This is a genomic window from Capnocytophaga sp. H4358, from assembly GCF_002302515.1.
Classification (GTDB): Bacteria; Bacteroidota; Bacteroidia; order Flavobacteriales; family Flavobacteriaceae; genus Capnocytophaga; species Capnocytophaga canis.
Window position 1 is genome coordinate 1,049,903 of sequence record NZ_CP022380.1, and the last position, 25,235, is coordinate 1,075,137.

A 25,235-nucleotide genomic window follows, 5' to 3' on the forward strand; every position below is an offset into this window, starting at 1 on the left:
TATATTTTTTTCATTCAAGTGAATTTTACGTTTAGATAGTTCGTTTATAAAAATTTAATCAAACAGTTTGATTCCAAACATCACTCCATTAACAGCTTTGTTACCATCAAATGAACGGACATAGTCCACTCGCAATGGACGTATTTTACCCCAGCCAACATTCTCCAAACCTATCGTAAATTCGGTGTACGGACGTTTACCCTCACGGTGCAGTTGGTGAAAACCTGTAACAAAATGCCATTGTAATTTATTGAATAGAGGCAATTTATTCGAAATGTATCCTCTAAAACGATGGCGTGCGTGAAACTCTGCATACGCCTCATTAGTGGAATGCGAATAGTAAGGCAACAGATAGAACGATGCATTGGGATCTTCCTCTACTTGCAGATGGGTCAAATTTCCGTTAAAATGCTTGTAATCAACAAAGCTGATATGCTTAGCATTGAAAAACAATCCTCCATTGAGACAAAGAAACATATCTCCTTTATTATCAAATGAAGGTTCGTAATCGACACGAGCATGTAATTGCTGATATTGATAGGATTTCTTACTAGCACTCAACACATTCTTCATCCCAAGTACAATCTCCGGATACCTATCATTTTCATTATATATCCTTCTGTCAGGGAAAGAGGTATAGGTTCGATTAAAACGAAACCGAGCATATATGGAAGCCGACAGAGTGTAGTGAGGCTCAAAAGAAGGTTCATCGCTCAACGGCAATAATGGATTGTTAGATAGATAAGGTTTATTCTTTTTCGAAAATGAATAATTAGTATTGTTTTTCAACGGACTACGATTGCTAAATCGTAACGAGCCATCAATGTAAGTTTCTGGAGTAAGGTTTTGACCGTATCCCAAATACAGAAACTCTTCGTGGTAGAGTTTCATATAATTATCACGGAAAAACAAGGTCATTACTTCATTAACCAATCCTGAAATAGGCTGTGAACGATTGAATTGATGAATCTCACTACCTCCTCTAACGGATAAGCGAGGGTAATTAATCCGATTGAACAAATGCGTAAAATATCCTGCTGTTCGCAATCTTTTTTCGGAAAAACTATACTGAAAATCAACTCCTATATTAGTACTATTAGTTTTTTCTTTATTCCATCGGCTGAAATAGAATCCTGTTCCGAGGAAGTATCCTTGTACGGTGTTGAATCCCATACTGCCTGGATCGATAAAACCATCATAGCCAAATCTGTATCTTTTGGAAGTCTTTCGGTATGAATATCCTGTGAAAATATCGAAAAAACCGAATTTGTTATTCTTCGTTTCAACTGAATCGATATACTTATCGGAAGTTCTGACAGTTTCAACACTATCTTTCTTCCGATAATTGACTATTTCAGCCTCCGTAAGTGGAATTTGTCTGTTTTTTTGCCAAAAAATACTGTCTTTTTTATTTGAATTTTGTTCAAAACGTCGAACTTCGCCCTTAAACTCGTTTTTTGAGAAAGAATCCTTGAATTGGTAGTTGTTATATACGTAGGAAAACGTACCTTCCAACGAAACCATAAATATCTTAGCCTTAAGGTCGAAACGTTGTAAATTCTTTGTCCAAAGCCCATAAGTTTCATTAAAACCGAAATTTTGGACGATATGCAATTCCGAAATAGCAGGATTATTCATCCGATAGCCTTTAGCTGTGACTTCCACAGCGTAAATTGCCCACGAATCCTCAAGTATGTAAATATATCCCTCAAAAACAGGCTCTTTGTCGCGTCGTGGAATCAATTTTATTTTGTTTACCAATCGTTTCTGATCATCGTAAAACGTACTTTCTAATTGATATCGGTAATAAGAAAAAGCGTTGTCGGCAATGGGTGAAATCATTTTAGCATCGAAGTTCATATAGTTATCATAGAAATCGAAATTTGCCGAAGCTGCAGTGTTGAAACTGAATCCATTACTGTTACCCGCTACCTTGGATGCGATGATATGTTCTTTTATTTGACGAGGTTTTTCGAATTTTATTTTAGAGATTGTTTCAGACTGATAAACAATGCCTGATCGGGTAATTGTATCGATGTTACCGCCCATGTCTCCTACCTCCTGCCCTAAAATTTTTTTCGGGACATTCATCAGTTTCAGAAAACCTTTGGAATAGAAATCGGCTTCAAATCGGTCTGTTTTTTCACTGTTTCTCGTCTTGTGTTTGATAGCATTGCGAATGATTCCGTTAGCAGGATTTTCTTTACTACTAACGGTAACCTCACTGAGCAAGTAGCTTTCCTCTGATAACGAGATGTTTAAAATATAGGGCGTTTTATCAATTTGTATGGTACGTCTCTCGGTTTTATACCCCAAAGATTGAAAAACCACAGTCGGATTTTTATCGGTTGTATTCAAAAGATACATTCCTTTTTCGTTAGAAGTGGTTCCTTTCGTTCCGTTTTCGATGTAAACGCTTACAAATGGTATAGGTTGTTGATTTTGATCGGTTACTGTTCCTTGAATTTGTCCGAAGGAGTAAGCAAAAATTCCTAAAAGGATAGATGTCAATAATTGTCTCATATTACTACTATCATTTTATTGTAACAGAAATTGGATGTCTTCTATAAGCATTTTGATGTGTTCTTCATCCAATCCATTGTAGTATATAATGGGATTTCCGTTGGTATCTTTACGAGATACGATGTTTCCATTAGTATCAATGAGGGCAAACAATCCAGAATGTTCAAAACCACCCTCAGCAGAGTCGTCAACTTTGGCATGTAAGTTAAACCCTTCGTTGGCTAAATCGTAAATAGTATCCTCTTCCCCGGTAAGTAAATGCCAATTGGGACTCTTAATTCCTTGTACGTCAGCGTATGATTTTAATATTTCAGGAGTATCGAAATCTGGATTTATTGAGAAGGAGGCGAAACCAAGCCTATCTTCATTAGGAAACGTATTTTGAATCTTCACCGTGTTTTTGGTCATTATCGGACAAATGGAGGGACACGAAGTGAAGAAAAATTCTGCCACGTAGACCTTTCCTTTGTAAGTATCATTTGTGATTGTTTGATTATGTTGATTTGTAAGTGAGAACTTAGGAGCTTTTCCGATGATTACTAATTTAGAATCGTGTGAAGTACATCCAAAAACAACAATAAAAAGTAAAAATAAAAGATTCTTTTTCATAAATTCAATTTTTTGTAAATAAAAGGACAAATATACAACAAAACTCAAATCAAACTATTTAGGATTCCAAAAAAATCCAGTGTTAAAATTTTGTGTGCTATGTAATTATTTTTTAATTTTGTTGGTCTAAGGAGAAACTTAAATAATATTGCTTTTATGAAAAGAATTTTAAACATACTCCTCATAATAGCTGTGCTTGGTTGTAGCAAAGAAGAATTAGAACTACACCAAACTGTTCTCACACAAGCAGGAGCTTTTCATTTCGGAGTGGAACTACCTGCCAACGAGTTGGGAAGTGTTGGTGATGTGTACATCAACACCAATGCCATGTCGTACCAGGTTAAAACCTCAACAGGTTGGGGAGATGCGCATGAGCTAAATAAATCCGAACGCAGTCGCTTTCATATTGGTGAAGGGTTTCCCGCCGAAAGTCTTGGATATAAAGGTGATTTTTTCCTAAATACCCAAACTGGATTTTTACATGGGCCTAAACCTTATCAAAGCAGCTGGAGAAATGTACACGACCGATATAAGGGAGTTTGGCTTTTGCCTATGACCAATAATGAAAAATAACTTAATAAGAGAGTCGGTGTATTTACCACCCTTACGAAAGAAAATAGAACTTAATACATATTGGGAACAAGAGGCTAAAAAACAAAGATTTGATGCTTCATATAAAAGCTATCTGCTATAGATTAAATGATAAATAAAAAAGAAGCAAAATTAATTTTGCTTCCTTTTTTACTATATTTTTGTGTATAAAAAATTTATATAATGATTGAGTTTTTCAGATATATTTCTAATCCTGTTTATTACGGAGAGAAAAAAAATTGGGGTATTATTAAAAATATAAGCTATTGTATAGGGCTGTTATTATTTTTTATAGCAATGGAAGCAGTTTTGAATTTAGGAGTAAGGATTTTCGTTTCCTTACCCAAAAATGGAGCTGCTCACTCATTTTTTGAAAACCATTCTTTTTTGTACATACTTCTTATAGGAGCTTTTTTGGGTCCTATACTTGAAGAAATTGCTTTCAGAGGAATTTTAATTTTTAATCGCTGGATATTTATTCCCATTATCGTATTATCTTTTTTTATTTTGAATGTAATTTTAGGGATAAGAAATATGAATTTTAATGATATGTTATTCATCCGAATTACGATTCCTGTAGGGGTAGGGTTGGTATCAATCTTGGTAATTCAAAAATATTATAAAAATATACTGAATTTTTACGAAAAAAATTTTAAATATATCTTCTATTTGAGTGCATTTAGCTTTGGACTTTTACATTTTCAAAATTATTCATTGGAAGGAAAAGATTTACTTTTCATTCCTTTAATTACCTTACCACAAATGATATCAGGTTTTTTTTTCGGATATATACGGATGAATTTTGGAATTATATATAGCATTTTAACTCATAGTATCAATAATGCAATAGCGCTGATTTTGAGTTTAAAGCTGATAACCTAATAGTTTTCGTATTTGATAGAAAAACCGTTCTATTAACCTCATATCTTCTGTTATGATGTCTGCTCTACCTGTCATTTCCTTATTGAATATTATATCTTTACCATAAGATGTTTTTAGTCCTTTTGGAAGAGTAATATACACGTAATAATTTCCTTCTTTACTTGGAGTAAGAGAAATATATTCAACTTTTCCTTCTATAATTCCAAATTCTTGGTAGCGATAGTTATCAAGTTTTATCAGAACTTTACTATTTTTTTGTATTTTTCCTGAATTGGCAGAGGGGATATTCATTATTCCGACAAGTCCTTTCTTTTCATTAGGGATGATGGATAAAACAACATCACCTGAGGCAATATATTGATTAGTTTCTATGAAGTTTTGAAAACTGACAGTTCCATCTATAGATGAAGTTATTAAATAATTTTGTTCCCATTGAATAACGGATTTCCGCAATTGTTCAAATGAAAGTAAAGTTTGAGAGGAGTAATTTACTTTATCTTTTATAAAATTTAGATCAATATTTTTTTTATTCTTATTAAGAATCATAGCTTCATCTTCCAATTTAGAAATAGAAAGTCTAATATTTTCTAAATTTTGTTGAGCTTGTAAAAAATTTAATCGTTCATTTTCAAATTCTTCGGGAGTATCCGATATTTTTTAGGAAAGGTTACCTCATTCTACAACGCGGATGCCTGTTGCCAACAAATGAATCTCTTTACGAGGTTCAGTGATGGCTCGTATCTCTTTACGCGATTTTTTTGCTTTTTTAGCATTGGCTTTCAATTTTTCTACAGAAGTTGTTTTGTAGGTCGCTTTTGCATCCAACAAAATCGTTTTTCCTACGATTGAATTCGGCAAAAAGAATGCGTAGTCTTTCATCTTTACAAACATAAGCATATTAGCTTCGTTTTCCAACGTAACCCAACAACCTCTCTTAGGGCATACATTCGTTACTTTAGCTCTGATTATCAAGTCATTCATCTCTCGATTAGATTCATTCAACTGACTTGCCAACATCTCAGCGTCATATACTCGCTCTACTGAGTTTTCATCAACAACTCCCGCTCCATATTCCACCCCCACTGAGGCTTCTTTAATAGGCGTTTCTTGAGCCAAAACTACGAAAGAACTTACTACAAAAGTAAGTGATAACAATATTTTTTTCATTTTGTTTTTATTTAGAATTATTTTTAATAAATTTCTTTGCAAAGGTATGAAAATTTTTAATTCACTGCTGTTTTCTTTCATATTTATTTCAAAAGTTAGTATCTTTGCCATATGATTGAAGATAAAACTCCGCAACGCACCACTTTGTCTGACTTGGGAGAATTTGGATTAATTTCTCACTTGACAAAGAATTTTGAACTGAAACAGCCTTCGACCCTAAAAGGAATTGGCGATGATGCAGCTGTTATTGATTTTAAGCAAAAAAAAGCTGTTATTTCCACCGATTTACTTATTGAAGGAGTGCATTTTGACCTAAGTTACGTCCCGCTGAAACATTTGGGATACAAATCGGTCATGGTCAATTTGTCGGATATTTACGCAATGAACGCCCGTGCCACGCAAATCACTGTATCTATTGCAGTATCCAATCGATTTCCGTTGGAAGCACTGGAAGAATTGTACGAGGGTGTCCGATTGGCATGTAAACTTTACGATGTGGATTTGATTGGAGGCGATACAACTTCCTCCACCCGAGGGTTAATCATCTCGATAACAGCCATAGGCGAGGCTGATGAAGGTGATATTGTTTATCGAAATGGTGCTAAGGAAAATGATTTAATAGTGGTTACAGGAGATTTAGGCGGTGCTTACCTCGGACTACAAGTGCTGGAAAGAGAAAAGGCTGTTTTTCAGGTAAACCCAAATTCACAACCTGATTTGGATATGTATTCCTACATCATTGAACGTCAGTTGAAACCTGAAGCAAGGAAAGATATCCCCCTGTTGCTGAAAGAGTTGGGCGTAAGACCTACTGCCATGATGGACATTAGTGATGGATTATCCTCCGAAATATTACACATTTGTAAACAATCAAATGTTGGTTGTCGCTTGTACGAGGATAAAATTCCGTTAGACCCGCAAGTTATCAGTACGTGCGAGGAGTTCAATTTGGATAGTACGACCATTGCTTTGAGCGGAGGTGAAGACTATGAATTACTATTCACTATTTCACAAAAGGATTACGACAAAATCAAAGGAAATCCAAATTTGAGCGTAATTGGATATATCACTCATAAAGATACAGGAAAGAATCTAATTACCCGAATGGGCGAACCGATAGAAATTATAGCAAAAGGATGGAATGCCCTTAGATAAAACTGCTTTAAAAATTGTTTGCTGTAATTTTTTTTCGTATCTTTGGTCTCTGTTGAAGTTAGTAACGTAACAATTTAAAAAAATATACACAATATGAAAGTAACAGTTGTAGGTGCAGGAGCTGTTGGAGCAAGCTGTGCTGAGTACATTGCAATTAAAAACTTTGCTTCAGAAGTAGTTTTAGTAGACATCAAAGAAGGTTTTGCTGAAGGTAAGGCTATGGATTTGATGCAAACCGCTCCTCTAAACGGATTTGACACACGCATTGTAGGAGCTACCAATGATTATTCAAAAACAGCAGGAAGTGACGTAGCCGTGATCACCTCTGGCATTCCTCGCAAACCAGGAATGACTCGTGAGGAGCTTATCGGAACCAACGCAAACATCGTAAAATCAGTAGTAGAACAATTGGTAAAACACTCACCAAACGTGATTGTGATTGTGGTGAGTAATCCTATGGACACCATGACTTATTTAGTTCATAAAGCTACTAACTTACCTAAAAACCGAATTATCGGAATGGGAGGAGCTTTGGACAGTGCTCGTTTCAAATATCGCTTGGCAGAAGCTTTGGAATGTCCACTTTCGGACGTAGACGGAATGGTAATCGCAGCTCATAGCGACACAGGAATGCTTCCACTTACTCGCTTGGCAACTCGCAACGGTGTACCTGTTTCTGAATTTTTAACTGAAAATCAATTAGAAAGTGTAGCTCAAGAAACTAAAGTAGGTGGTGCTACCTTAACCAAATTGTTAGGAACGTCCGCTTGGTATGCCCCAGGTGCTGCAGTTTCGGCTTTGGTTCAAGCGATTGCTTGTGACCAAAAGAAAATGTTCCCTTGTTCGGTAATGCTTAATGGAGAATATGGCCAGTCAGATATTTGCTTGGGAGTTCCTGTAATCATCGGTAAAGATGGTGTTGAAAAAATCGTTGAAGTAAAATTGAACGACGCTGAAAAAGCAAAATTCAATGAAAGTGCTGCTGCGGTTAAAGAAGTGAATAAAGATTTGCAGAACATTCTATAGTTATTAGTATTTATCTTTCGTAAAAAGGTTGTCTGAATTTTTAGACAACCTTTTTAAGTATCTTTCTCTGCAGATTGAAAGATCACTTTATCTAACGTAAATGAAAATTCAGAACCTACTCCAAACACACTGTCGACATAAATTTTTTGCTTATGTGCTTCAATAATATGTTTTACAATGGAAAGCCCTAATCCTGAGCCACTTTCTCGGCGATTGCCACTTTTCTTGACTCTGTAGAATCGCTCAAACAAACGCGGAATATTTTCTTTAATTACCCCTTCTCCATTGTCTGTTACGCGAATAATAATTTTTTTCTTAGAAATATCTTCAATACTCACCTCCGTAGTTCCATTGTGTCTTCCGTATTTTATTGAATTGACAACCAAATTAGTGAGTACTTGCTGAATTCGTTCTTTATCAGCATATACATAAAGAGGTTTTTCGTATTTCTGGTCAAAAATAAGGGAGATATCTCGCTCAGCAGCCTGCATTTCAAACATATCAAACACATTTTGTATCAACTCTACGATATTAATTTTTTCATAGTGAAGATTGAGTTCTCCTGTTTCTAATTTTGAAATCATTTCAAGGTCTTTGACTATATAAATCAGACGTTCAACTCCTTTGGCTGCTTGTGAGAGATATTTCTTGCGTATGTTTTTGTTTTCGGCTGCTCCATCTAAGAGGGTAAGAATATAACTTTGAACGGTAAAAAGCGGGGTGTTCAATTCATGAGAAATATTGCCTATGTATTCCTTTCGATAATTTTCACGATCTTTCAAATCTTCAATTTCCATCTTTTTGGTATGTGCAAACCGATTGATTTCTTGACTTAACGTAGTTATGTCCGTGGTAATGACTTGATCTTTAAAACTCGTACTTTCTAAAAGAGAGACATCTTGATATATTTTTTTGATACGTTTGTAAATGAATTTCTCAACGCGATATTGCAAGGTGAAGAAACATATTGCAAAGAGTAGCGTAGCAAATGGGATTAGCCCTAAGAACGGAATATTATCAAAAAAGAAAATGACAATTCCAAGCAAAACACTCGAAAGAGTTGTTATCATCACGGATGATTTTAGAGCAAAACGATATGATTTTTTTAGTTTTCGCACGTTAATATTATTCCTTAACTACCAATTTGTACCCTACACCTTTGATCGTTTTGAAATAATTCTCACCGATTTTCTCACGCAATTTACGGATGTGTACGTCAATCGTACGGTCTCCTACAACCACTTCACTTCCCCAAACTTTATCCAAAATGTCATCGCGTTTGAAAACTTTATTGGGTTGTGAAGCTAATAACCACAATAATTCAAACTCTTTACGAGGTAAAATAATCTCTTCATTATTACGGATTACTTTGTATTCATCGCGGTCAATAACCAAGTTATCAATAGTAAGTGAAGTTACTTTTTCTTCTTCTACACTAAAACGACGCAATAAAGCCTTCACCTTACTAACCAGCACTTTGGGTTTGATAGGCTTTGTAATGTAATCATCGGCTCCTGCCTCGAAACCTGCTAATTGAGAATAATCTTCACCTCGAGCTGTTAAAAACGCGATGACCGTTCTTGACAAATTTGTGTTTCTACGGATGCGCTCACAAGCCTCAATACCATCCATGTCGGGCATCATTACATCCATCAGAATTAAATGAGGTTGCTCTCTTTCAGCAATTTTGATAGCTTCAATTCCATTTTTTGCTGAAAACAACTGAAACCCTTCTTTCTCCAAATTGTAGCCCACAATTTCCAAAATATCGGGTTCGTCATCAACTAAAAGTATCTTCATGTTTTTCATAATTTACTTTTTATATGCCATAATATATCTTCCTTCATTGATAAACAACTATGAAAGAGGACAAAGATAAACAACTTATTATTTTTAAAAAAATATTCAATGATTTAGTATAGCAATTACGTACAAATATCATAGTTTATAGCTTTTATTTCTTCCTCAAAAAGCACATGTCAGTATATTTTGAGACCTTTGCAAGGCAAATTTCCTTAAAAAAGACTTATTAATTATCTGAATATTAGATGGTTATTTCATATATTTATTTTATGAAACGCACCAAAACCCTATCCGCTGTCCTTTGCTGCTTACGATGTAGAAAGACGCACCCGAAAAGGCTCTTTTTACGCATAAGTCGATACCATCATCGATTGGAAACCCATTTCCGCTATCATCGATGAACATTATCAAAAAGGGCTTTCCGCCTCGGGTGAATTGCCCGAGGCGGAAGTTGAGAAACAAGACCATTTTTTCAAGGAAGTAGCTGAAGATGGGGAAGATAAAGAAGCGAGACGGCTCAAAAAAGGCACAAAGACTTATTTCGGATAAAAAACAAATTGCGGTGGACAGTAATGGTTTGGCGTGGGTGGCATACGGCTCAAAGGCTTAGCAAAAGTACACACACAACATATTTTGGAAGCTATTGCCTACAATCTGAAGCGAAGTCCGAAGATGGAGATACTTCCTGCCTTTTAATGAAAAAAAGCTCAAAAATGAGAGATTTTGCTTAAAATCGTCCCAAAAAAGGGATAAAAAATGATGAAAATCATCTATTTTATGTTTTTAAATATGTGATTTTCTAAAAAATCGGTTCAAAGATTATTTAAAACCAGTTAGGAAAAGGAAATAGAGGATCTTGCAAAGGACTCAAAGGTTTAATTTTTGTTTGACAATCAAAAAAAAAATTATAAATTGCGGACTGTTGCTTTGAGCATAAAGCGTATATTTCATTTTTTATAAATCCACTTTTTAAGCGATTGAAAAAATATTTAATAATCATTTACAAAAAATAGAGTATATGGGCATTACAAACAATTTGCAATTTACTGAGAATTCAAAGTTACGAGAAACAAAAAGTTTTGTCGGAACGTTTAAAGTCTATACTTTTTTAATTTGTTCATTATTAGCCACTATTGGAACCGTTCACTCACAAACAAAAGTTGCTACGATTTCTGGCAAAACTGCTGGTAAAGATAATAGTTTGATACTCGTAGAAGACGGAAGTAAAGTACGAAAAATTATCAAACCTAATGAAAATGCTGAATTTCGCGATACGCTCCATATCAAAAGTGAAACATATGAAATGTACGAAGTCAAATTTTCAAAAGGCTTTAACGTTGCACTTCGTGAAAATTCTGATATCGTTCTTGATTTGACTGAACCCACCGAGAATGTAAAGGAAATTATATCAGGGAATGATGCTTTTATATCGCATTTCTATATCGACAAAGAAAAATTCTTTAATACGCACTACGATGGAAATATCTATAAAGAAAAACCTGATGTATTTAAAAACAAACTTAAAGAACTGTTTGCAAATTGGGAAAAACAGTGGAAATCACATTCTTTTGAACCTATCCGTAAAAATGAGGAAAAGTGGAGTAAATATGCATTTGTACAAATGCTTGTGCACTACCCCAGAGCTAATCAAATGCATCGAAAATCATTTAAAGAGACCAAAGTTCCAGCAGATTTCTTTGAAGAAGAAAAAAGTATTGATTACGACAATGCTGATGAATTTGAAAAAGTAAATACATACCGAAAATTGGTTATGAGTAAGCTATTAAGTTTGCTAACCAACCCTAATGACACCAAACAAGTTCAACAACTTATTGATAAGACCGAAAAAGTTCGTTCGCAGAACATAAAAGCTGCTTATCAAGAAGCTATTTCAGACCTTATTGATCACGGAAATCCTAATAACGAGCTCATTTATAATTATATAATGAAGAATTCGGCAAGTGAGAAGCTTCGTAAAGAATGCGAATACATTTTTCTAAATACCGAAAAAAGTATCAAAAAAGGAAGTAAATCACCATCGTTTTCATTTGAAAATGAAAAAGGAGAAAAAGTATCGCTCGAAGATTTTAGAGGAAAATTGGTTTATATTGACGTATGGGCTTCGTGGTGTGGACCTTGTATTTCAGAAATTCCATACTTAAAGAAATTGGAGGCTGACTTTAAAGGTAAAGAAGTGGTTTTTGTTAGTATTTCAAAAGACATAAAGAAAGAGCATTGGCAACAAGCCTTAGAAAAACATCAATTGAAAGGAATTCAATTGTGGGGAGGAAATAAATCTGATTTCTATGACACGTATTTTATAAATTCAATTCCTCGTTTTATATTGATTGACAAAAAAGGAAAGGTAATTTCCCCGAGTGCACCTGAACCATCAGCTCCTAAAATTAAAGAATTGATTGAAGAATCATTATAATAAAAAGTTTAATCATCAAAAAACAGTACAGAGCCGAAATCTGTACTGTTTTTCTTTTCTCTCTTTCAGACGATATTCTTTATCTTAACATAAATGATATTCTCTGAAATGTTTGCCTATTGGATGAGCTAAAAGTATAAAAATATCGTATCTTTGCAACGTATTTAACAACACTCATCTTCTAAAAACACTACATTACAGAAAATAATGCGAAACGAACAATTGACCGAAAAATTTAGACAACTTGTTGAAAATAAATATCAAATCTACAACTCATTGTTTATGAGTTTACCGTATGACAAGATGACGAACATAGGTATGCTTTTGCCTTTTTTATATGAAGAAAGCAAAATCGGATACGAGCAAGGTAAAACTCCTGAGGAAATCATCGAAACCTTTTTCAGGAATCATACTAACCTTCAAACTGAAAAACAAAAGGCAGATTTGCTGTTTACTATCATACAATATATTGAAAGACAGGTAGTTCTTTTCGATAGTGTAGAAGATGCAGCTTTTACTCAACTGCATTCGGATAAGGACTTAGGAACCATTCTACATCTCTATGAAAAAAGTGTCCAATCACAAAAATTGGAAGAAGTTAGAAAAAAAATGGAAGATTTCGCGGTGAGAGTGGTTTTTACGGCACACCCAACTCAGTTCTACCCCAGTTCTGTGCAACGTATTTTGCACGATTTGCGTTCTGCTATTTTGCAAGACTCTACTAATGAGATAGATATGCTGTTACAACAATTAGGAAAAACCCCTTTTGTGAATAAAGATCGTCCTACCCCTTTGGATGAAGCTACCAGCATCATCTACTACCTACGGTATGTCTATTACGATGCCATCGGAGAACTCTACTCCAATCTGAAAACCTATTTCGGAACCATTAATCCAAATATTGTTCAATTAGGATTTTGGCCAGGTGGCGATCGTGACGGAAATCCATTCGTTACAGCAGAAATAACGCTACAGGTTGCTGAAGAATTGCGTATCAATATTTTAAAATGCTACTATGAGCATCTAAAAAAACTTAGAAGGAGACTCAGTTTCAGAGGGATTGCTGAAATTCTTACCGAATTAAGTCTTTCTATTTACACTGCCATTCACGAGAAAAAAATCATTTCCGTAGAACACATTTTAGAGAGACTTTCAAAGGCAGAGACCATATTAAAAGAAGAACATAATAGTGTTTTCTTGAATCAGCTTTTGGAATTTAGCGATCGAGTGAAAATTTTCGGAACGCATTTTGCTTCGTTGGACATCCGACAGGACAGTCGTATCCACCAGCAAGTCATTGATGAAATCACGGAAAAATATGCAGGAGAAAAAGCTCAAAAAATGACTTTTGAAGAAAAATTCAATTGGCTTTTGAGTAACAACATTAAATTATCAATCCATCATTTTGAGGGAATTACCAAAGAGACCTTACTTTCCATTATCGGCATAAAAGAAATCCAACAACGAAATGGTGAAAAGGGGCTCCATCGTTATATCATTTCGAATTCGGAACATATTAAAGATGTGTTGAATGTGTATGCTCTTTTCAAAATTTGTGGATACCAACCTGATGAAATCAATGTCGATATTATTCCACTATTTGAAACTATAGATGGATTAGATCTTTCAGAGAAGGTAATGGAAAAACTCTATCAACATCCTGTTTATCAAGAGCATTTAGTACATCGAAGTAAATCACAAACTATTATGTTAGGATTTTCCGATGGTACAAAAGACGGAGGTTACTTAAAAGCAAATTGGGAAATCTACGAGACTAAAGAGCGACTTACAGCTATTTCCAAAAAATTTGACATTAAACCGATTTTTTTTGACGGACGCGGAGGCCCACCAGCCCGAGGAGGCGGAAAAACGCACGATTTTTATGCTTCGCAAGGAAGCTCTATAGCTAATCATAAAATAGAAATCACCATTCAAGGACAAACCATTACGAGTGTGTTCGGAAATAAAGATCAAGCACGTTACAATTTCGAACAATTGCTAACAGCAGGTATTGATAATGAAGTGTTTAAAAATGATAAAAAGGACATCAATCAGCAAGAACGCCTCTACATGAAAGCATTAGCAGATTTGAGTTTTAAGCGATATTCACAGCTTAAATCTGATTCTATGTTTGTGCCATATCTTCAGAAAATGAGTACGTTACAGTACTACGGACGCACTAACATTGGAAGTCGTCCATCAAAAAGAGGTAGTGATGGAGAAATGAAATTCGAAGATTTACGTGCTATTCCATTTGTAGGCTCATGGGCTCAACTTAAACAGAATATTCCAGGCTTTTTTGGATTAGGGTATGCTTTATCTGAACTAAAAAAACAAGGGAAATTCGAAAGTATAAAAAAATTATACAAAAGCTCAGATTTCTTTAAAACATTGATTCTTAACTCCATGATGAGTATGAACAAGAGTTACTTTCCGTTGACCTATTACATGAAAAACCATCCGAAATTTGGTGATTTTTGGAATCAACTACATGAGGAGTTTTTATTGTCAAAACAGCTAACATTGGAACTCACGGAACAAAAAATCCTGCAAGAACAAGAACCGCTAAGTCGTCGTTCAGTAGAAATTCGTGAAAAAATAGTGTTGCCGTTATTAAGTATTCAACAGTACGCACTTATGAAAATAGAAAATGGTGAAGGAAGTACGGAACTCTATGAGAAAATGGTTATTCGCTCACTGTTCGGAAATATCAACGCAAGTAGAAATTCAGCATAAGAATGTAATATCTTGAGTTTAAAAACAAAAGTAACGCAATCAAGTCGATGAATCGAAAGCACGTCATATATCTTTTCATTTCCTTAGTGGTATTAACTCTCTTGGGATATGTTTTTTTGGGGAATGATAAAAAAGAATACATTTCTGTTGAAAATAACATAACTGATTATAAATCATTGTATGTAGGTTCTGAAAATTGTAGGGATTGTCATCCACAGGCCTTTGCTGATTGGCAAATGTCCGACCATTTCAAAGCGATGCAACACGCTACGGACTCCACTGTTTTGGGTAATTTCAATGATGTGAACTATACCGCTGATGGCATCACTTCTCGATTCTTCAAAAAAGACGGTAAGTTTTATATCCATACCGAAGGGAAAAATGGCATTTATCAAGATTTTGAAATAGTTTTCACTTTTGGTTATTATCCACTTCAACAGTACATTACGAAATTCGAAGGAGGCAAAATGCAAGTTTTTCGGCAGAGTTGGGATAGTCAAAAAAATCAGTGGTTTCATCAGTATGCAGGACAAAAAATTCCTCATGATGATTATCTCCATTGGACGAACGCTTCCCAGAATTGGAATTTGATGTGTGCCTCGTGCCATAGCACTAATTTAGAGAAGAATTACGATGCTTTTTCTGATACGTATCAAACATCCTACAGCGAACTTACTGTGGGTTGTGAAAGTTGCCATGGAGCGGGAAAACAACACATTGACTTTGTCAAAAGTGCTAACTACCAAGCTGAAAAATCCGAGGAACTGTTCATTCGTTTAGGAAAAAACACAGATCAAATAGCTGAATTAAACAGTTGTATGCCTTGTCATTCCCGTAGAGGCGAAACAAGTCAGTTTCATTCCTTTTCAACCGAAATTATGGATGAATATATTCCAGAAATCCCTACAAAAAACATTTATTATGCTGACGGACAGGCTTTTGATGAGGTTTATAAATATGGTTCATTTTTGCAAAGTAAAATGTTTCACTATGGGATTAGGTGTTCCAATTGTCATTTTCCTCATTCTGGCAAAATAAGGGCAGTTGGCAATCAGCTTTGTCTGCAATGTCATACAACAGATTACGGAACGTCAAAACATACGTTTCATACGACTAATTCGGAAGCCTCTGACTGCCGAGTATGCCACATGCCAACGCGTACGTATATGGGCAATGATGTTCGCCATGACCACAACTTTTCAGTGCCACGACCCGATTTATCTGCAAAATATGACGTTCCCAATGCATGTAACGATTGCCATACGGACAAAACAGCAAAGTGGGCAGCAACAGCCGTTCAACAGTGGTATGGCAAGGAACGAAAACCCCATTTTGCAGAAGATTTAGTACGAGGGAGTGATCAAAAAGTGTATAGCCTACAACATTTAGAGGCTTTATTGAATAATAGCAGTACACCTAACATTATCCGAGCAACAGCCGTTCATTATCTTAGTGGCATACACACACAGCAGAGTTTTGAGCTTATCAAAAAAGAATTGTACAGTGCTGATCCTCAGACGCGTTATCGGGCTGTACTTGCTTTGGGAAATTTTCCAATACAGTCCTATGAAAACGAATTATTTCCTTTGCTTTCTGATGAAGTAAAGTCAGTACGATTGGCAACAGCATATTTGGTGTTAGCACAAAAAGGAGGACAATGGGCAAAGATGCACCTCCCTGCTTTCGAACCAGCATTGCAAGAATATGAAACCTTTGTACTTTCACAAGCCGATTTTCCGTTAGGAAGTGCTACTGCAGGAGATTATTTCACCTTGTTGGGCGATAATGCAAAGGCAATTTTATTCTATGAACGGGCTGTTAGCAAGGATAAATCACTCAACCACATACGGTTGAATTTAGCGATGCTCTACAATGGCGTTGGACAAAACGACCAGGCAGCTCAGCAACTCAATGATGCTTTAACCCACGAACCGAATAACCCTCAGATTTATTACTTTTTGGCATTGCTCCGCAGTGAACAAACCGATTATGAACAGGCGAAAATTCTTCTTGAAAAAGCGATGCAACTCGGGATGAACAATGAAGCCATCCATCGAAATTATGAAGCAGTAAAAATACGGTTGAAAAATGAAGGGAAATAAATTACAAAAAAACTGTATATTTGCATACCATTATTTCTCAAAAATATATCGCTATGAACATACGAAAATTAGGAGCAATTGACATCGGTTCAAACGGAGTTCGTTTACTGATTATGAACGTATTAGAGTCAGAATCAGAACAACCTCTTTTCCGAAAAAACAGTTTAGTGCGTGTGCCAATACGTTTGGGGGCTGATGTTTTCCTTGATAAAAAAATCTCGGAAGAAAACATCGACCGACTTGCCGAATCCATGGAAGCTTTCCGTTTGTTGATGAAAGTTAATAAGGTAGAAAAATATATGGCATGTGCTACCTCAGCAATGCGTGAAGCAATTAACGGGGCAGCTGTTTCTGACGAAGTTTTTAAGCGTACAGGTGTGAAAATCAATATTATAGATGGAAGTGAAGAGGCCAAAATCATTGCTTCAACCGACATACATTCGCTAATAAAGGACGGAAAATCGTATCTATACATTGACGTTGGAGGTGGAAGCACCGAGTTTACCGTGTTTGCCAATGGCGAGGTTCAGAATGCACGTTCATTCCCTATTGGAACGGTACGCCTTTTGGACGACATGGTCAGCTCCAAAATGTGGATTCAAGTGAAAGAATGGATTCAAGAAAACACAAAAAAATACGACAAAATTGAAGCCGTTGGTTCTGGTGGAAATATTAATAAAATATTTAAAAACTCAGGAAAACGCGATAGACAACCGCTGTCTTTGAAATACTTAAAGGATTATGCCAAATACGTGTCTTCTTTCAACTACGAAGAGCGAATTCGGGTGTTAGAATTTAATCCAGATCGTGCGGACGTTATCCTTCACGCGATGTCTATCTATATCAACACAATGAAATGGAGTGGTGCGAAACTCATTCATGTACCACGCATCGGTTTGGCTGACGGAATTATCAAAACAATTTATTACCAGCAAATTCAGACTTCTTCGTAATTTTGTTGTGAAAAGAGCCACACAAGAGGAGAGAACAAATCAGCTATGACAATTTTCGTCAAATACAAACGTTGCCTATGGAAGATTTACAACAAATTACAGAGTTTAGAACCTCGCCTGAGTTGGTTGAAAAACTGTATCAATACAGCATACAAAAAAGTTTTGAGGCAGGAAGGATTATCGTAAATGAAAATGCCTACATTAACTCCATTCCCATTGTCACCAAAGGGATGATAAAAGTCATCCGAACCGAAGATGATGGAAGGGAGTTGCTACTCTATTATATCAAAGCCGGAGAGAGTTGCGTGATGTCCTTTTTAGGAGGAATGCATAATGACACCAGTAAAGTGAGGGCTGAGGTGGAGGAAGATGCTGAAATATTGTTCCTGCCGATGGATAAAGCCTCTCTGTTTATAAAAGAGCATCCTGAGTGGTTGGATTATATTTTCAGATTATATCATAGACGATTTGAGGAACTATTGGAAATTATCAATGCCATCTCTTTCAAAAAGATGGACGAGCGACTTTTAGCTTTACTACAAAAAAAACAAGAACTTACCAAAAATTCTGTTATAAATATCACCCACGAGCAACTATCTAATGAATTAGGAACTGCCAGAGTAGTGGTGTCTCGTTTACTAAAACAGTTGGAAGACAACAAAGTACTGAAACTCGGCAGAAACAAGATTATCCTTATGTAACCAAAGTAACTGTAGATCTCAAATAATCTCCGCATTTTTGTCCTCGTTAATTTGATAATGAATATGGAAATAGCGGGGTATGTAGCTTCAATTTTTATAGGAATCGCCCTTGGACTAATCGGAGGAGGTGGTAGTATTCTTACGGTTCCTATGTTGGTATATCTTTTTCGGATAGATGCTGTATTAGCAACAGCATATTCTCTTTTTATTGTAGGAGCAACAAGCGTTGTGGGGTTTTTCTCCTATTTTATTAAAGGTTTGGTGAACGTCAAAACGGCTGTTATTTTTGGGATTCCATCCATTGTTGCGGTTTATTTCACACGAGCCTATATCGTTCCTGCAATTCCACACGAAATATTGGCTGTTGGAGAATTTGTAATTACTAAAAATATATTGCTAATGCTACTTTTCGCTGTGTTGATGATTGTAGCGTCTTACAGCATGATAAAGAAAACTAAGCACCATCAAGAGAAAGTTGCTAAAAAACAACAGTTTAACTATCCTTTGATTTTGATTGAAGGAATCGTTGTAGGTATTTTGACAGGACTTGTAGGAGCGGGAGGCGGTTTCTTAATTATCCCTGCATTAGTGATTTTGAGTAAATTACCAATGAAAGAGGCTGTGGGAACCTCATTAGTTATCATTGCAGCAAAGTCTTTGATAGGTTTTTTAGGAGAAAATAGCGAAACCCCAATGGATTATCTTTTCCTTGCAAAGGTTACTGCATTTGCCATATTTGGGATTTTCATAGGTATGGCTCTGTCTAAAAAGATTGATGGTGCTAAACTGAAGCCTATCTTCGGGTGGTTCGTTTTGATTATGGGGATTTACATTATCATCAAAGAAACTATTTTACAATAAAAAATGGACTTATGTAACCAAAGTAACTGTATATTAAACACGTATTCATAATTTTGCACTTAAAAAATAGAAAACAATGAAAATAGAACAAATTTACACAGGATGTTTAGCTCAAGGGGCGTATTACATCACTTCCAATGGAGAAGCTGCTATCATAGATCCTTTGCGAGAAACGAAACCTTATTTAGACCGTTTAGCTCAGGATGGCGTGGCTCTCAAATATATCTTTGAAACACATTTTCACGCTGATTTTGTGAGTGGACATTTGGATTTGAGTAAAAAAACAGGAGCCCCCATTGTTTATGGAGCTACGGCAAATCCTGAATTTGAGGCGATTGTTGCGGAAGACAATCAAATTTTTGAATTGGGAAGTGTGAAAATTAAAGTATTGCACACTCCTGGGCATACCATGGAAAGCACTTGTTTTTTACTGCTTGATGAAAACGGTAAAGAAACTGCCTTATTTAGCGGAGATACTTTATTTTTAGGTGATGTTGGACGACCTGATTTGGCTCAAAAAGCTGCCAATATGACCCAAGAAGAATTAGCTGGATTACTCTACGAGAGCCTGTATAACAAAATATTACCACTACCAGATGAGGTAACGGTCTATCCAGCACACGGAGCAGGTTCCGCCTGTGGGAAAAACATGATGAAAGAAACTGTAGACAGCCTCGGAAATCAAAAGAAAATGAATTACGCATTGAATCAACCTAACAAGGAGGCGTTTATCAAGGCTGTTACAGAAGGGCTTTTACCTCCTCCTGCTTATTTTGGGATGAATGTAGCTATGAATAAAAAAGGATACAGTAACTTTGATGAAGTGCTTAATCAAGGAATGAATCCTCTTACCGCTGATGAGTTAGAAACAACGGCAGAAAATACAGGTGCGTTGATTTTAGACACTCGAAGCAATCAAGATTTTGCAAAAGGATTCATACCACAATCTATCAATATTGGTTTGAATGGCGATTTTGCTCCTTGGGTAGGAACACTAATTGTGGATGTAAATCAACCTATTTTACTGGTTACTGATAGAGATAAAGAGGAAGAAGCTGTGACAAGGTTGAGCCGTGTTGGATTTGACAACGTGTTGGGATATTTGTCAGGAGGTTTTGAAACCTGGGAAAAGTCTGGAAAAGACATCGACTCAATAAATCGCATCAGTGCTGAAGAGTTTGCTAATGAGGTAAGAATAGGAGAAAACCAAGTGATTGATGTCCGAAAAGAAAGCGAATACGCAGCGGAACATATTGAAGATGCGTTTAGTAAACCACTGGCATATATTAATGATTGGATAAGCGGTATTGATCCAAAGCAACACTTCTATTTGCATTGTGCCGGAGGATATCGCAGTATGATTGCGGCAAGTATCCTACAAGCAAGAGGTTACAGAAATTTTACGGAAGTGGCAGGTGGTTTCAATGCTATAGCAAAGACGAATGTTCCAAAAACCGATTTTGTATGTCAAAGTAAAGTATTCAATTAATTTTTATTATCTTAATAAGAATCGTAATGTTTGAATTTTTTAGAAACATATTTGGATCAGCGGATAATAGTCAACTAAAAGAGGCTATAAAAGAAGGGGTATTTTTAGTAGATGTTCGCACACCTGCCGAGTTTTCGGCAGGTAGCGTACAAGGAGCGGTAAATATCCCACTGGATAGAATTGCGAGTAATTTGTCTAAATTCAAAAACAAAAAAAACATTGTAGTTTTTTGTCGTAGTGGAGCACGTAGCAGTCAGGCAAAAAGTATTTTGGAACAAAACGGCTTTCAGAATGTAATCAACGGTAAAACTTGGCAAAATGTGAAAGAGGTAGTAAGTGGAGTGACGGAGAAATAACAATAATGTAAACGCGATAAAAAAAGAAAATATGAGAACGAATATGGGAACAACAGACCGAATCATCCGCTTATTGATCGCGGTAGCTATCGGTATTTTATATTTCACTAATGTTATTTCTGGAACATTGGCAATCGTATTAGGTATTTTAGCAGGGGTGTTTGTACTTACCTCGTTTATAGGTTTTTGCCCTCTATATTTACCTCTGGGAATCAACACTTGTAGAAATAAGAAAAAATGAAACATGAAATAGTAGTAGAAAACATTAAGTGTGGAGGTTGCATCAACAGTATCAAAACCGCCTTGCTCAAAATAGAAGGAGTACAGGAGGTACATGTAGATAAGGAAACAGAAACCGTAAGCGTAGAAGGTACAGTAGATAAAACTATTTTGGTAAAGGCCCTTTCAAAATTAGGTTATTCAGAAAAAGGAAATAATAATTTTATCCAGAAAGCAAAATCCTATGTGAGCTGTGCCATGGGAAAAATAAGTGACTAATGAAAAATTATTTAAAAAATTGGAACTTTATGCGTCTGTTTCGCCTGGTTTTGGGTGTTTTGATTATTATGCAAGGAGTTCATACAGGTCAATGGGTGTTTATACTGTTAGGGTGTTTATTCTCACTAATGCCTTTGCTAAACATAGGCTGTTGTACAACTTCAGGATGTAGCACACCGACTTCCAAGACCAATAAAAAACAAGAAGAAATAGAGTATGAAGAAATTCGTTAAAAAACATTTGCTCACATTGATAGGTATAGCCGTTGGGGCATTGGCGGGATACTTTTACTGGCAACAAATAGGCTGTAATTCAGGAACTTGCGCTATAACATCAAGTCCGGTAAACAGTACTCTTTACGGTTCAGTTATGGGTGGGCTCTTGTTTTCGATGTTTAAAAAAGAAAAAAATAGAACAGATGACATTTCAGGAAATAATTAATCAGGACAAACCTGTATTGGTAGATTTTTTTGCCGAATGGTGTGGACCTTGTAAAATGATGGCGCCCATTCTTACGGAGCTGAAAATCCGTGTAGGAGATCGTGCAACTATCATAAAAATAGATGTGGACAAAAATCCACAGGTAGCTGCGACATATCAGGTACGTAGCGTACCTACATTGATTTTGTTTAGAAAAGGAGAAGTTCTTTGGAGACAATCAGGAGTAGCTCAGGCAAATCAATTGGAGGAATTAATAAATCAAGATAAATAAACAATCATATGTTAGAATTTTTGAAACAACCTTGGCCTTGGTATGTGGCAGGGCCATTAATTGGTCTAACCGTACCAGCCTTACTTATTTTAGGAAACAAAACCTTTGGAATTAGTTCTTCATTGAGACACATTTGTGCTTCTTGTATTCCTGCAAATATTTCTTTTTTCAAATATGATTGGAAGAAAGAAGTTTGGAATTTGTTTTTCGTATTTGGGATTTTTTTAGGAGGCGTAATCGCTATAAATTTACTATCTAATCCTGAACCTATTGAGGTTCATCCTGCATTAGCATCAGAATTAGCAGGTTATGGAATAACGAATTATGATAATCCTGTTCCTCAGGATCTATTCAATTGGCAATCGCTTTTCTCTCTCCGTGGAGTTGTCACAATGGTTGTCGGTGGATTTTTGGTAGGTTTCGGAACTCGATATGCAGGAGGGTGTACCAGTGGTCATTCCATTATGGGGTTGTCAAACCTGCAATTACCATCGCTCATTGCAACTATTTGCTTTATGGTAGGAGGGTTTATTATGGCAAATCTCATCTTACCTTTCATTCTTTCACTTTAAAATAGAAATAATTTATGCAATATCAAAATACAGACAAAATAGACGATTTACAAATGCGTGAAAAAGATGCTATGTGCGTCAATGAAAGCAAATTAGAACACAAATGGTATCACAATATCAAATATCTTATCGTTGGTATATTATTTGGAATTCTATTTGTAAAGGCGGAAGTGATTAGTTGGTTTAGAATTCAAGAAATGTTCCGTTTGCAATCGTTTCATATGTACGGAATTATAGGTAGTGCCGTTACCGTAGGAGTAATTTCCGTATTTCTTATTAAAAAATTCAATATTAAAACCATCTATGGAGAACCTATCCGAATAGCTCCAAAGCAGTTTAACAAAGGACAGATTTATGGCGGATTGTTATTTGGTTTTGGATGGGCAATCACAGGAGCTTGTCCGGGGCCTTTATTTGCACAAATAGGAATGGGAGCTACTGTTATCATAGTCACGCTATTGAGTGCTATCGCTGGTACTTGGTTCTACGGATTCTTACGAGAGAAACTCCCTCATTAATAGAGATGTTTATATAATAAGAAAAGAGAGAGAAACTGTCCGATAATTTTAGGAAGCCTCTTGGGGTGAGAAAAAACGAATCAGTTTATGACTTCAAATTGCTCTAAACAATGAAGAATTTGGATATTTTGAGGTAGATTTAATCATCGGGGTTTAAGCTAAGCACTCGAAAATTATCAATCTCTAATTCGTTTATTCGAACCTATTTTATATTCAAATGTTAATAAAAACTTAAAACTCTGGTAAGATAAACTCTAAATCACATAGAAATGTAGAGTTATTCTATATTTCTATGTGATTCAAATTGTGATAGCTCCAAAAATATTATTGATGTGTTTAACTTACAATAGGTTGGGAATGCTAAGTATCCGTGACCTCCTTAAAAAAATAAACAACAGTAAATAAAATTTGGCATTAGTAAAATTAATTGAGAACCATGAACTGCGAAGCACATCACCAATATTTTAGCCTTAAAAACTATAAAAAGACATATTCTCAAGAACCAAAGTTTCACTTTTAAAATGTCGCAAAAAACTGTATTTACAGATTGAATTGCTGTTTACAAAGTACATTAAGGTTTGTATAATTGATGAATTTTCACAGTACGACATCTCTGAAATGAAATAGGGAATCCTAACCACAAGTAAAATATTTTCTACCACATTGATTTATTCCGACTATCTTCGCCCCATAAAAGTTTATTTCTCAAGGTTTTAATAAAACTCTCTCTTTCTAAACGAATCAGTTTAATCGAAAAATCAGCCTTTTTGATGTGTATACTGATTTCATTGGAAAGAGTTTCGATACGAGAGTCAAGAGACACCAAAAACTCACTTTCTCTACCCGAAATACTCAATTTTATTTCTGTATTATCTGGAATTACTAACGGACGAGCATTTAAGTTATGAGGAGCTATAGGGGTTATGACAAAACTTTTGGCAGTAGGCATAATAACAGGTCCACCACAACTTAACGAATAGCCTGTTGACCCAGTAGGTGTTGAGATGATCAACCCATCTGCCCAGTACGATGTTAAAAATTCGCCATTGAGTTCCGTATTAATTGTAATCATTGAAGCCGTATTTTTACGGGTCACGGTCATTTCATTCAATGCAAAGTTCATCGGATGTATTGGATCGCCATTTGCATTAAGTACCTCAATGAGCGTACGCTCCACGGTGGTGTATTTTTTATTACGCAAAGCGGTGAAAACCTCCGTAATCTCATCTTTTTGAGCTGTAGCCAAAAAACCTAACCGCCCAACATTGATTCCCAAAATAGGTATATTCCAGTTTTGGATAAACGTGATAGCCCTTAGAATGGTTCCGTCTCCGCCAATAGTAAGCATCATATCGAAAGAAGTATCCAAATCTGAAAAAGCAGAAAAAGTTCTAAACCCTTCATATGCAGGAATGTCACAAACCAAACTATTGAAAAGATGATGTTCCACATAAACTACATCTGTCGGTTCAAAATGGATTAATAAATCAGAGAAAACAGCCTTGTATTCAGGAGCGTACAGCTGTGCGTAAATTGCTATTTTCATA

The 25,235-nt window shown here is 35.8% G+C and carries 27 protein-coding genes; 19 read left to right on the top strand and 8 right to left on the bottom strand.

Annotated elements, in window-relative coordinates:
* Positions 1-54: 54 nt before the first annotated feature.
* Both CGC49_RS04500 and CGC49_RS04505 read right to left on the bottom strand, forming a co-directional pair.
* Entirely contained in the window at positions 55-2,523 is a 2,469-nt protein-coding gene (locus CGC49_RS04500) for a DUF5686 and carboxypeptidase regulatory-like domain-containing protein (RefSeq protein WP_095911954.1), read from the bottom strand.
* Between the two features lie 15 nt (positions 2,524-2,538).
* Entirely contained in the window at positions 2,539-3,132 is a 594-nt protein-coding gene (locus tag CGC49_RS04505; protein ID WP_095912686.1) for an SCO family protein, read from the bottom strand.
* Positions 3,133-3,288: 156 nt separating this feature from the next.
* Between CGC49_RS04505 and CGC49_RS04510 the strand changes: the two genes are divergently transcribed.
* Both CGC49_RS04510 and CGC49_RS04515 read left to right on the top strand, forming a co-directional pair.
* Positions 3,289-3,705, top strand: coding sequence for a hypothetical protein (locus CGC49_RS04510; protein ID WP_095911955.1), 417 nt, complete (start codon positions 3,289-3,291; stop codon positions 3,703-3,705).
* A 201-nt stretch (positions 3,706-3,906) separates the two neighbouring features.
* On the top strand, positions 3,907-4,605 hold the full coding sequence (locus CGC49_RS04515) for a type II CAAX prenyl endopeptidase Rce1 family protein (protein WP_044729155.1): 699 nt from the start codon (positions 3,907-3,909) through the stop codon (positions 4,603-4,605).
* Here CGC49_RS04515 and CGC49_RS04520 read toward each other — a convergent pair.
* Both CGC49_RS04520 and CGC49_RS04525 read right to left on the bottom strand, forming a co-directional pair.
* Entirely contained in the window at positions 4,588-5,166 is a 579-nt protein-coding gene (locus CGC49_RS04520) for an HlyD family secretion protein (RefSeq protein ID WP_232745200.1), read from the bottom strand. The genes CGC49_RS04515 and CGC49_RS04520 overlap by 18 nt on opposite strands.
* 111 nt (positions 5,167-5,277) lie before the next feature.
* Complete coding sequence (locus CGC49_RS04525) at positions 5,278-5,772, bottom strand: DUF4920 domain-containing protein (protein ID WP_095912687.1); 495 nt, start codon at positions 5,770-5,772, stop codon at positions 5,278-5,280.
* Positions 5,773-5,883: 111 nt separating this feature from the next.
* On the opposite strand from CGC49_RS04525, the gene thiL reads away from it, so the two are divergent.
* Both thiL and mdh read left to right on the top strand, forming a co-directional pair.
* Positions 5,884-6,927: a thiamine-phosphate kinase gene (gene thiL, locus CGC49_RS04530; RefSeq protein ID WP_095893543.1), complete on the top strand. Its 1,044-nt coding sequence runs from the start codon at positions 5,884-5,886 to the stop codon at positions 6,925-6,927.
* Between the two features lie 93 nt (positions 6,928-7,020).
* Positions 7,021-7,953 (top strand): malate dehydrogenase, encoded by a 933-nt coding sequence (gene mdh, locus CGC49_RS04535; RefSeq protein ID WP_042005382.1) that lies wholly within the window; start codon positions 7,021-7,023, stop codon positions 7,951-7,953.
* A gap of 53 nt (positions 7,954-8,006) precedes the next feature.
* Here mdh and CGC49_RS04540 read toward each other — a convergent pair whose 3' ends face one another.
* From CGC49_RS04540 to CGC49_RS11180, 3 genes are all read right to left on the bottom strand, one after another.
* Positions 8,007-9,023, bottom strand: coding sequence for a cell wall metabolism sensor histidine kinase WalK (locus CGC49_RS04540; RefSeq protein WP_042005381.1), 1,017 nt, complete (start codon positions 9,021-9,023; stop codon positions 8,007-8,009).
* A 55-nt stretch (positions 9,024-9,078) separates the two neighbouring features.
* A complete protein-coding gene (locus CGC49_RS04545) occupies positions 9,079-9,762 on the bottom strand; it encodes a response regulator transcription factor (RefSeq protein ID WP_095893545.1) in 684 nt (227 codons plus the stop codon).
* Between the two features lie 261 nt (positions 9,763-10,023).
* Entirely contained in the window at positions 10,024-10,224 is a 201-nt protein-coding gene (locus CGC49_RS11180; protein WP_157908996.1) for a hypothetical protein, read from the bottom strand.
* A 550-nt stretch (positions 10,225-10,774) separates the two neighbouring features.
* Here CGC49_RS11180 and CGC49_RS04550 point away from each other — a divergent pair.
* The 15 genes from CGC49_RS04550 (at position 10,775) to CGC49_RS04620 (ending at position 23,688) form a co-directional block, all read left to right on the top strand.
* Positions 10,775-12,190, top strand: coding sequence for a TlpA disulfide reductase family protein (locus tag CGC49_RS04550; protein WP_095911956.1), 1,416 nt, complete (start codon positions 10,775-10,777; stop codon positions 12,188-12,190).
* Positions 12,191-12,397: 207 nt separating this feature from the next.
* Positions 12,398-14,926, top strand: a complete 2,529-nt coding sequence (locus tag CGC49_RS04555; protein ID WP_095911957.1) for a phosphoenolpyruvate carboxylase — start codon at positions 12,398-12,400, stop codon at positions 14,924-14,926.
* Positions 14,927-14,973: 47 nt separating this feature from the next.
* Positions 14,974-17,028, top strand: a complete 2,055-nt coding sequence (locus CGC49_RS04560; RefSeq protein ID WP_095911958.1) for a multiheme c-type cytochrome — start codon at positions 14,974-14,976, stop codon at positions 17,026-17,028.
* 53 nt (positions 17,029-17,081) lie between these two features.
* Positions 17,082-17,981: a Ppx/GppA phosphatase family protein gene (locus CGC49_RS04565; protein WP_095911959.1), complete on the top strand. Its 900-nt coding sequence runs from the start codon at positions 17,082-17,084 to the stop codon at positions 17,979-17,981.
* Between the two features lie 77 nt (positions 17,982-18,058).
* Positions 18,059-18,682: a Crp/Fnr family transcriptional regulator gene (locus CGC49_RS04570; RefSeq protein WP_042005374.1), complete on the top strand. Its 624-nt coding sequence runs from the start codon at positions 18,059-18,061 to the stop codon at positions 18,680-18,682.
* Positions 18,683-18,745: 63 nt separating this feature from the next.
* Complete coding sequence (locus CGC49_RS04575; RefSeq protein ID WP_095893550.1) at positions 18,746-19,543, top strand: sulfite exporter TauE/SafE family protein; 798 nt, start codon at positions 18,746-18,748, stop codon at positions 19,541-19,543.
* 76 nt (positions 19,544-19,619) lie between these two features.
* Positions 19,620-21,032, top strand: a complete 1,413-nt coding sequence (locus CGC49_RS04580; RefSeq protein ID WP_042005895.1) for a rhodanese-like domain-containing protein — start codon at positions 19,620-19,622, stop codon at positions 21,030-21,032.
* Between the two features lie 26 nt (positions 21,033-21,058).
* Positions 21,059-21,388 (top strand): rhodanese-like domain-containing protein, encoded by a 330-nt coding sequence (locus CGC49_RS04585; RefSeq protein WP_095911960.1) that lies wholly within the window; start codon positions 21,059-21,061, stop codon positions 21,386-21,388.
* Positions 21,389-21,419: 31 nt separating this feature from the next.
* Positions 21,420-21,629 (top strand): DUF2892 domain-containing protein, encoded by a 210-nt coding sequence (locus CGC49_RS04590; protein WP_042009766.1) that lies wholly within the window; start codon positions 21,420-21,422, stop codon positions 21,627-21,629.
* Positions 21,626-21,886 carry a heavy-metal-associated domain-containing protein gene (locus CGC49_RS04595; protein ID WP_042009765.1) on the top strand — a complete coding sequence of 87 codons (261 nt, stop codon included), beginning with the start codon at positions 21,626-21,628 and terminating at the stop codon, positions 21,884-21,886. Before CGC49_RS04590 ends, CGC49_RS04595 begins: the two co-directional genes overlap by 4 nt.
* A complete protein-coding gene (locus CGC49_RS04600) occupies positions 21,886-22,119 on the top strand; it encodes a hypothetical protein (RefSeq protein ID WP_095893553.1) in 234 nt (77 codons plus the stop codon). Before CGC49_RS04595 ends, CGC49_RS04600 begins: the two co-directional genes overlap by 1 nt.
* Positions 22,103-22,327: a DUF6132 family protein gene (locus CGC49_RS04605; protein WP_095893554.1), complete on the top strand. Its 225-nt coding sequence runs from the start codon at positions 22,103-22,105 to the stop codon at positions 22,325-22,327. The genes CGC49_RS04600 and CGC49_RS04605 overlap by 17 nt, the downstream gene beginning before the upstream one ends.
* Positions 22,305-22,598, top strand: coding sequence for a thioredoxin (gene trxA / locus CGC49_RS04610; RefSeq protein WP_042344603.1), 294 nt, complete (start codon positions 22,305-22,307; stop codon positions 22,596-22,598). Before CGC49_RS04605 ends, trxA begins: the two co-directional genes overlap by 23 nt.
* A gap of 8 nt (positions 22,599-22,606) precedes the next feature.
* Positions 22,607-23,170, top strand: a complete 564-nt coding sequence (locus tag CGC49_RS04615) for a YeeE/YedE family protein (protein ID WP_042344605.1) — start codon at positions 22,607-22,609, stop codon at positions 23,168-23,170.
* 53 nt (positions 23,171-23,223) lie between these two features.
* Positions 23,224-23,688 (top strand): DUF6691 family protein, encoded by a 465-nt coding sequence (locus tag CGC49_RS04620; protein WP_232745207.1) that lies wholly within the window; start codon positions 23,224-23,226, stop codon positions 23,686-23,688.
* Positions 23,689-24,343: 655 nt separating this feature from the next.
* On the opposite strand, the gene CGC49_RS04625 is transcribed toward CGC49_RS04620, so the two are convergent.
* Positions 24,344-25,234 carry an NAD kinase gene (locus CGC49_RS04625; RefSeq protein ID WP_042344606.1) on the bottom strand — a complete coding sequence of 297 codons (891 nt, stop codon included), beginning with the start codon at positions 25,232-25,234 and terminating at the stop codon, positions 24,344-24,346.
* Between the last annotated feature and the right edge of the window lies 1 nt (position 25,235).

What these genes read in the sequence shown, in the direction of transcription:
- CGC49_RS04525 (WP_095912687.1), bottom strand. Translation starts at nt 5,772, where the DNA reads ATGAAAAAAATATTGTTATCACTTACTTTTGTAGTAAGTTCTTTCGTA.
- CGC49_RS04505 (WP_095912686.1), bottom strand. Translation starts at nt 3,132, where the DNA reads ATGAAAAAGAATCTTTTATTTTTACTTTTTATTGTTGTTTTTGGATGT.
- CGC49_RS04605 (WP_095893554.1), top strand. Translation starts at nt 22,103, where the DNA reads ATGAAGAAATTCGTTAAAAAACATTTGCTCACATTGATAGGTATAGCC.
- CGC49_RS04560 (WP_095911958.1), top strand. Translation starts at nt 14,974, where the DNA reads ATGAATCGAAAGCACGTCATATATCTTTTCATTTCCTTAGTGGTATTA.
- CGC49_RS04510 (WP_095911955.1), top strand. Translation starts at nt 3,289, where the DNA reads ATGAAAAGAATTTTAAACATACTCCTCATAATAGCTGTGCTTGGTTGT.
- trxA (WP_042344603.1), top strand. Translation starts at nt 22,305, where the DNA reads ATGACATTTCAGGAAATAATTAATCAGGACAAACCTGTATTGGTAGAT.
- CGC49_RS04570 (WP_042005374.1), top strand. Translation starts at nt 18,059, where the DNA reads ATGGAAGATTTACAACAAATTACAGAGTTTAGAACCTCGCCTGAGTTG.
- CGC49_RS04565 (WP_095911959.1), top strand. Translation starts at nt 17,082, where the DNA reads ATGAACATACGAAAATTAGGAGCAATTGACATCGGTTCAAACGGAGTT.
- CGC49_RS04575 (WP_095893550.1), top strand. Translation starts at nt 18,746, where the DNA reads ATGGAAATAGCGGGGTATGTAGCTTCAATTTTTATAGGAATCGCCCTT.
- mdh (WP_042005382.1), top strand. Translation starts at nt 7,021, where the DNA reads ATGAAAGTAACAGTTGTAGGTGCAGGAGCTGTTGGAGCAAGCTGTGCT.
- CGC49_RS04590 (WP_042009766.1), top strand. Translation starts at nt 21,420, where the DNA reads ATGAGAACGAATATGGGAACAACAGACCGAATCATCCGCTTATTGATC.
- CGC49_RS04620 (WP_232745207.1), top strand. Translation starts at nt 23,224, where the DNA reads ATGCGTGAAAAAGATGCTATGTGCGTCAATGAAAGCAAATTAGAACAC.
- CGC49_RS04600 (WP_095893553.1), top strand. Translation starts at nt 21,886, where the DNA reads ATGAAAAATTATTTAAAAAATTGGAACTTTATGCGTCTGTTTCGCCTG.
- CGC49_RS04545 (WP_095893545.1), bottom strand. Translation starts at nt 9,762, where the DNA reads ATGAAAAACATGAAGATACTTTTAGTTGATGACGAACCCGATATTTTG.
- CGC49_RS04595 (WP_042009765.1), top strand. Translation starts at nt 21,626, where the DNA reads ATGAAACATGAAATAGTAGTAGAAAACATTAAGTGTGGAGGTTGCATC.
- CGC49_RS04625 (WP_042344606.1), bottom strand. Translation starts at nt 25,234, where the DNA reads ATGAAAATAGCAATTTACGCACAGCTGTACGCTCCTGAATACAAGGCT.
- CGC49_RS04500 (WP_095911954.1), bottom strand. Translation starts at nt 2,523, where the DNA reads ATGAGACAATTATTGACATCTATCCTTTTAGGAATTTTTGCTTACTCC.
- CGC49_RS04580 (WP_042005895.1), top strand. Translation starts at nt 19,620, where the DNA reads ATGAAAATAGAACAAATTTACACAGGATGTTTAGCTCAAGGGGCGTAT.
- CGC49_RS04540 (WP_042005381.1), bottom strand. Translation starts at nt 9,023, where the DNA reads ATGATAACAACTCTTTCGAGTGTTTTGCTTGGAATTGTCATTTTCTTT.
- CGC49_RS04585 (WP_095911960.1), top strand. Translation starts at nt 21,059, where the DNA reads ATGTTTGAATTTTTTAGAAACATATTTGGATCAGCGGATAATAGTCAA.
- thiL (WP_095893543.1), top strand. Translation starts at nt 5,884, where the DNA reads ATGATTGAAGATAAAACTCCGCAACGCACCACTTTGTCTGACTTGGGA.
- CGC49_RS11180 (WP_157908996.1), bottom strand. Translation starts at nt 10,224, where the DNA reads ATGGTCTTGTTTCTCAACTTCCGCCTCGGGCAATTCACCCGAGGCGGA.
- CGC49_RS04555 (WP_095911957.1), top strand. Translation starts at nt 12,398, where the DNA reads ATGCGAAACGAACAATTGACCGAAAAATTTAGACAACTTGTTGAAAAT.
- CGC49_RS04615 (WP_042344605.1), top strand. Translation starts at nt 22,607, where the DNA reads ATGTTAGAATTTTTGAAACAACCTTGGCCTTGGTATGTGGCAGGGCCA.
- CGC49_RS04515 (WP_044729155.1), top strand. Translation starts at nt 3,907, where the DNA reads ATGATTGAGTTTTTCAGATATATTTCTAATCCTGTTTATTACGGAGAG.
- CGC49_RS04550 (WP_095911956.1), top strand. Translation starts at nt 10,775, where the DNA reads ATGGGCATTACAAACAATTTGCAATTTACTGAGAATTCAAAGTTACGA.